Raw genomic sequence first — 5,726 nt, 5'->3', positions numbered from 1 at the left:
ACAACGTCCATAGCTCTTCCGGCGCCATCCGCTCGACAAGCGCAGCAGTCATCACCCCAGACTGCCGCAAGATCACGCCAACTGAAATGGCTTCTAAGACCGTGTCCTATCTGGTGATCGCTCGTTGGGTTTTACATGGGGCGGGGTACGTGGAGTTGGATTGTTCCGGACGGGTTGTGGGAGATCGCCGAGCCGCTGATCCCGCCGTCGAAGGTGCAGCCGCAGGGCGGTGGAACGCAGGACACGCCTGATGAGACGCTGTTCGCGGCGATCATCTACGTGCTGGTCAGCGGATGTGCCTGGCGGGCTCTGCCGCCGTGTTTCGGGATATCGAAGTCGACCGCGCACCGCCGGTTCCTGATCTGGTCGCGGGCCGGCGTGTGGGGTCGGCTGCACGAAGCGGTGCTGCACCGACTCGACGACGCCGGCCTCATCGACGTCTCGCGCGTGGTCCTCGACTCCGCTCACGTGCGGGCTAAAAAAGGGGCGAACTCACAGGTCCGAGCCCCGTGGACCGGGGCAAGCCGGGTTCCAAGATGCACGTCCTGTCGGACGCGAACGGACTGCCCGTGGTCGTGGGCGTCTCCGCCGCGAACGTCCACGACAGCGAAGGGCTGAAGCCCATGGTCGAGGGTCACCAAACGAGACACGACCCCCACCGTGGCCGCCACTTCAAGCCCCAGCGCCTGCACGCCGACAAGGCGTATGACGTCCCCCACCTGCGGAAATGGCTACGCGGCAAACGCATCGGCGTGCGCATCGCCCGCAAAGGCATCGAGTCCAGCGAACGCCTGGGCCGTCGTCGTTGGGTGATCGAGCGGACGATGTCCTGGCTGTCCGGCTACCGCAGGCTCAGCCCCCGATACGAGCGCGATCCCCGTAACTACCTGGCCTTTCTCGGCCTCGCCGCCGCCATCTGCTGCTACAAGCGACTGCTCCGCCTCACCACATAGGACACCGTCTAAGTTACCTTGCACCGCTCGATGGCGGTCGAAAGCGGGCCACGATCTGGTGCGCGTATTGATCATCCGGGCCGAGGTCTTGGATCGCTCGCTGGGCCTCTTGGGCCCGACTCGTCTCGCACAGCAGCCGCACAAGGACGTACAGCGCGTCACGGTCACCATCTTTGGCGCGGTTGCGCAGCGCCGCCTCCATCCCCCCGCTCGCGAAGCGATCTGTTGAGTCTCCGACGTGCGTGGACATCGGTGAGGGCGAGTTCCGTGAGTTCCGTGAGCCGTTCCGCACGGGTGAGCAAATCCATGTGCCACAGATGGTTGTCGTGCGCGGAGGAATCGGCGGAGTAACACTCGGCGTGGGCTCTTACCAACGCGATAGCCGTATCCCAATCCCGGAGTTGCTCCGCTGCCCGGGCGTGCTCGAACCACTCCACGGGACGAGTATCGCGTAGCGATGCCCGTTACGGCATCGTGGAAGCGGCCGCCGACGAACGTCCGCCAGAAGCCGAGCACCTATCGCTTGCCAAATGCTCTCAAAACGACCTCTCAGAATCCGGGAGCTGGTACGAAGTCCGGCCACCACGGCGGCACACCGCTGGGGCAGTGGTAGGGGTCAACTTCCCAGAAAAGTGAGATGGTGCACCAGGAAACGGTAAGGATCAGCGCCCCGATGACAAAGGCGCGGACGACGGGACGCCGCCCCAGGAAAGCCCCCACTCCCAGCCATATGGCCATCAGGACGAGCCAGAGAACGGGGATGAAGATCACGAGCAGAAAGCCCCCGTTGGCCGCACTGTTCACCCCCGCGTCGCAGGCGCTCCATGCTCTTCCCAGAAGCATGGCCGTCAGCAGAGCCACAGCCAGCACAACGACCGAACCAAGACACCCGTGCAGCCGTCGGCCAGCCATGGGCCCTCCCCGCTCATCACCCGAATCGAAAATCACAAGAGACACTCCGCTCGCAACTGTACCTGCACCGGGAACAAAGAAATATGTCACCCCCACCCGAGGGGCCCGATTCGCTGGATGAAGAACGAGCCGGGCCCCGCAGGAGAAAATCCGCTATTTCTTCTACTTCTTCTTCACCTGGTCCACTCCCTTCGCGTACATTTTCTCGACCGTGTCGATCACTGCCGAATGGAACTGTTCCCTGGTCAGCCCAAGCCCGTGCCGGTCAAACAGATCGACGCCGGCCTGCATCGTCAGCTGGTCCCCGATGTCGTCCTCTCCGACGAGGAGAGAGTCACCAACCGAGGCTCCTTCGATGAGCGACTTCGTATCGAGGCCTGCGGCCCGGCCCACGTAGCCGTAGTGAATGTTCGACCACATATCGTAGAAGACCTTGTAGTCGGTCCCCGGAACGTCGGTGAAGTAGCCCTCTTCGGCGAGGTTGAACTTCTTCTCGAGCTTCGGCTTGTGGTCCCATTCGCACACCTTGGGACAGACCTTTCCGGTCCAGATGGACAGGGCGGTGGCCTGGTCTCTCCCCTGACTCCTCCCGGTCAGCCCGTCGTACCAGGCCCACGGGCGCAGAAGCCCTTGCATCGTCTTCACCTCGGAGGACCGAGCGTTCTGCGTCAGCTCGTCGAACATGTAGCCCTCCATCTCGTCGAACTGCTCCTCGCCTTCCTTCAGGTCCGGCTTCGGCTGGGGGCCTTTCTTGAAGGTGACCTTGTGAGAAATCTTCCCGCCGTCGTTGTTTACGGTGACGGTGAAGACTCCGCCGTTTCCTCCGACATACACGGGCACCGTGTAGGTCTGCGTGGAGTGGTAGACCCAGGTCCCGTTGGGGCCCATCGTCATGTAGTCGAAGTAGCGGCCGCCGTTGCCGTCGCTGCACCCGCGCTCGCAGTCCGTGATCGGCCGAAGTCCGGTCGGGTCGGACTTGGTGACGGGGGTGTTGTTGGCGTAGGCGTAGCCGTTGAGAGACTCGTGGTCGTCGGGGGCCAGGACGGGGTCGACGGAGAGGAAGCGTCCGGTGGCCGGGTCGTACTCGCGGGCGCCGATGTGGGTGAGGCCGGTGGCGTTGTCGGCGGGTTTGCCGAGGAAGCCCTTGTCGTCGGGCCAGGCCGGCGGTGTCGGTCCACGGCTCTCGCCGAAGGGCTTGGTGTAGCGGCGGGTGACGGCCTGGGTGGTGGCGTCCACCGTCATCGAGGCGGTGCCGTGGTGGTCGTCGACCATCCAGGCGAGACCGGTTTCGGTGCGGACGGCGGTGGCGTCGCCGGCCGGGTAGTAGCGCTGGGCGGTGAACTTCTTGGCGGCCGTGTCGTAGTGGAGTTCCTGGCCAGCCAGGTAGAGGACGGTCTTGACGGGGCCGCGGCGGATGAGGAGTTCGCCGTTGGCGTCATAGAGGTAGTCGGTGGTCTTGGTGCCTTCGGTGAGGCGGGTGAGTTCTCCTTCGATGTCCCAGGTGAGGCTCTGCGCGGTGCCGGTGGGACTGAAGCGCTTGGTGGTGTTGCCCTGCTCGTCGTAGGTGTACGAATTCGCCGTGCCGCCGTTGACGGTGATCGAGGTCATCGTGTGGGGCTGGCCGCCGCCGTTGGCGTTGACGGCCGGGTAGCCGTAGGCGGTCGTGGTGTTATCGGTGGCCTTGTGCTCGACCTGGGTGTCGCGCAGGCCGCCGGGCTTGTACGTCCAGCTGGTCCAGTACGGGGCGGGACCGCCGAGCGCGGTCGCCGAGCGGGCGGTGGCGCAGTCGTTGGAGGCCGGGGTCCAGGCCTCGGTCAGGCGGCGGTAGCCGTCGTAGGCGAAGCACTGGGTGTCCCTGCCGTTGGCCTTGTCCGTGAGCGACTTGACGTTGCCGGTGGCGTCGTAGACGTAGTCGACGTCGCTGGTGTATCCGGCGTTGGTCTGGTCGACGGTGTGCATGTTGGACAGGCGGCGGGTGCCGTCCTCATAGCGGTTGAGGATCTGGAGCTGCTTGGCACCGGTGGAGGTGCCCAGCCGGGTCTCCTCGATCTCACCGTACGGGGAGTAGCCGATGTTCTGGACGTAGTCCGTCATGCCGTCGGTGCCGGTGAGCAGACCGAGACCGTTGTAGCTGTTGGTGACGGTCTCGGCGGGCAGGCCGGCCACCGCGGGCATCGAGGTGGACTGGACAGTGCCGTCCATGTTGTAGGTCATGGAGGTGGTGAACGTCTGCGGCGCGCCGCCGTCGGCGACCAGGGCGTCGGTAGCGGCGATGACCGTCTTGGTGCCCTTGGGGCGGCCAAGGCTGTCGTAGCCGGTGATGACCTGGGAATAGATCTTGCCGGTGGTGCCGCCGACGTAGCGGATCGAGGCGGTCGGCTGGCCCTTGGCCAGGGTGTCGTAGGTGAACTTGGTCAGCTGGTGGGCGTTGTCCTTCACCCCGTCCCATGTACCGGACTTGCGGCCGAGTTCGTCATAGTCGGTGATGAGGGTGCGAGAGGCGCCGTTGAGGGTGATGGTGACCGTTACCGGCTGGTCGGCGTCGTTGTAGGTGGTGTCGGTGCGGCCCTTGTCGGGGTCGATGGCGTACTCCTGCCGTCCGCGCAGATCGTAGCCATACGTCCAGACCGCTCCGTCCGGGCCGGTCATCTTCTTGATCTGGCCGCCGGGTGTGTACTCGTACAGGGTGCGGGTGTAATTGGTGCCGGTCGGGACGGGGCCACCGTACTCGCGGCGCTCGGTGACCCGGCCGCGGGCGTCGGTGATCGTCAGTGTGCCGGTGCCGCCCTCGGCTGCGGTGACGGCCGTGCGGTCGCCCTGCTCAGCCGTCTTGGTGCGCCACTTCTCCTGGCCGTATACTCGGAAGATCGATTCGGTGGCGCGGCCAGCGGCGTCGAACACCGTCTCAGTGGAGCCCGGAACGGAACCGGGGAAGGTGTTCGCCAGCGTGCCCGACGGTGCGACGTTGTCGTGGACCTGCTCGTTCTTGATGTAGGCCAGGCCACGGTCGTCGTAGAGAGTCTCGGAGATCACCCGGCCACCGTTCGGCGCGGGGACCTGCTTCTGGCGGGAGCGCAGCAGGCCGTCGAAGATCTCGTAGGAGCTGTTGTAGGTCTGTCCGTCCGCCTTGAGGGCGTCGGTGCGGACCCACGTCTCCTTGTCGTTGTTGACGCTGTAGGCGTAGACGATGCTGGCGGCGTCGCCGAGCCCGCGGGAGCGGTCCGGCTTCCAGACCGACCGCAGGCGGCCGAGCGCGTCGAAGGACCACTCGGTGACATTGAGGTTGGCGTCGGTGGTCTTGGTGACCGTGCCCCAGGCCGGGTCCACCTCAGAGGTGGTGGTGTAGAGCTTGGGGTCGGTGGTGGTCTTGGACGTCACCGGGCCATAGCCGGTGTCGTCGGGGACGTAGGTGGTTCTAACCGTGCGATTCAGGGCGTTGGTCGCAGTGACCGCGCGGCCCAGCTTGTCGTAGGTGGAACCGGAGACCTTCTGGTAGACGGGCGCCTTGGTCACCGGGTCGTAGCTCGCCACCCGGTAGGAGGCGGTGACGTCGCCCTTCGTGGGGGCCACCCCGACCGCCTGGCCGTCGTAGGCCGTAGTGATGTCAGAGATCACATCACCGGGGACCGCCGGGGTCGTCGCGCAGGAGACACCGTAGGTCTCGACACGGGAGGCGAGGGAGACTATCCAGTCCGAGGTGTTGCGCGCATAGGTTCTGCGCGTACAGGTCTCGTCGCCGGTCTTGGCGGTGTCGCCGCTGTCCTCCACGGTGATCGGCATGCCGTACGTGGGGTCGTATGTCGTCTTAGTGTATAATCCTGCAACAGGAGAAGAAATTGCTTCAGTTGCTCAGCATACAAA

3 protein-coding genes are annotated in these 5,726 nt (G+C 65.1%); 1 reads left to right on the top strand and 2 read right to left on the bottom strand.

What is annotated here, in order from left to right; genetic code table 11:
- Positions 1-135: 135 nt before the first annotated feature.
- A protein-coding gene (locus tag AB0O67_RS36315; protein WP_365460055.1) for an IS5 family transposase occupies positions 136-953 on the top strand; the annotation gives its coding sequence in 2 pieces (ribosomal slippage) (positions 136-484 and positions 484-953; 819 coding nt in all).
- A gap of 549 nt (positions 954-1,502) precedes the next feature.
- On the opposite strand, the gene AB0O67_RS36310 is transcribed toward AB0O67_RS36315, so the two are convergent.
- Positions 1,503-1,910 (bottom strand): hypothetical protein, encoded by a 408-nt coding sequence (locus AB0O67_RS36310; protein ID WP_365460052.1) that lies wholly within the window; start codon positions 1,908-1,910, stop codon positions 1,503-1,505.
- 117 nt (positions 1,911-2,027) lie between these two features.
- On the bottom strand, positions 2,028-5,645 hold the full coding sequence (locus AB0O67_RS36305; protein ID WP_365460049.1) for a polymorphic toxin type 44 domain-containing protein: 3,618 nt from the start codon (positions 5,643-5,645) through the stop codon (positions 2,028-2,030).
- Positions 5,646-5,726: the final 81 nt, after the last annotated feature.

The organism is Streptomyces sp. NPDC086077, from assembly GCF_040686175.1.
Classification (GTDB): Bacteria; Actinomycetota; Actinomycetes; order Streptomycetales; family Streptomycetaceae; genus Streptomyces.
This window is presented reverse-complemented; position numbering and strand designations above follow the sequence as displayed.

What these genes read in the sequence shown, in the direction of transcription:
- AB0O67_RS36305 (WP_365460049.1), bottom strand. Translation starts at nt 5,645, where the DNA reads ATGCCGATCACCGTGGAGGACAGCGGCGACACCGCCAAGACCGGCGAC.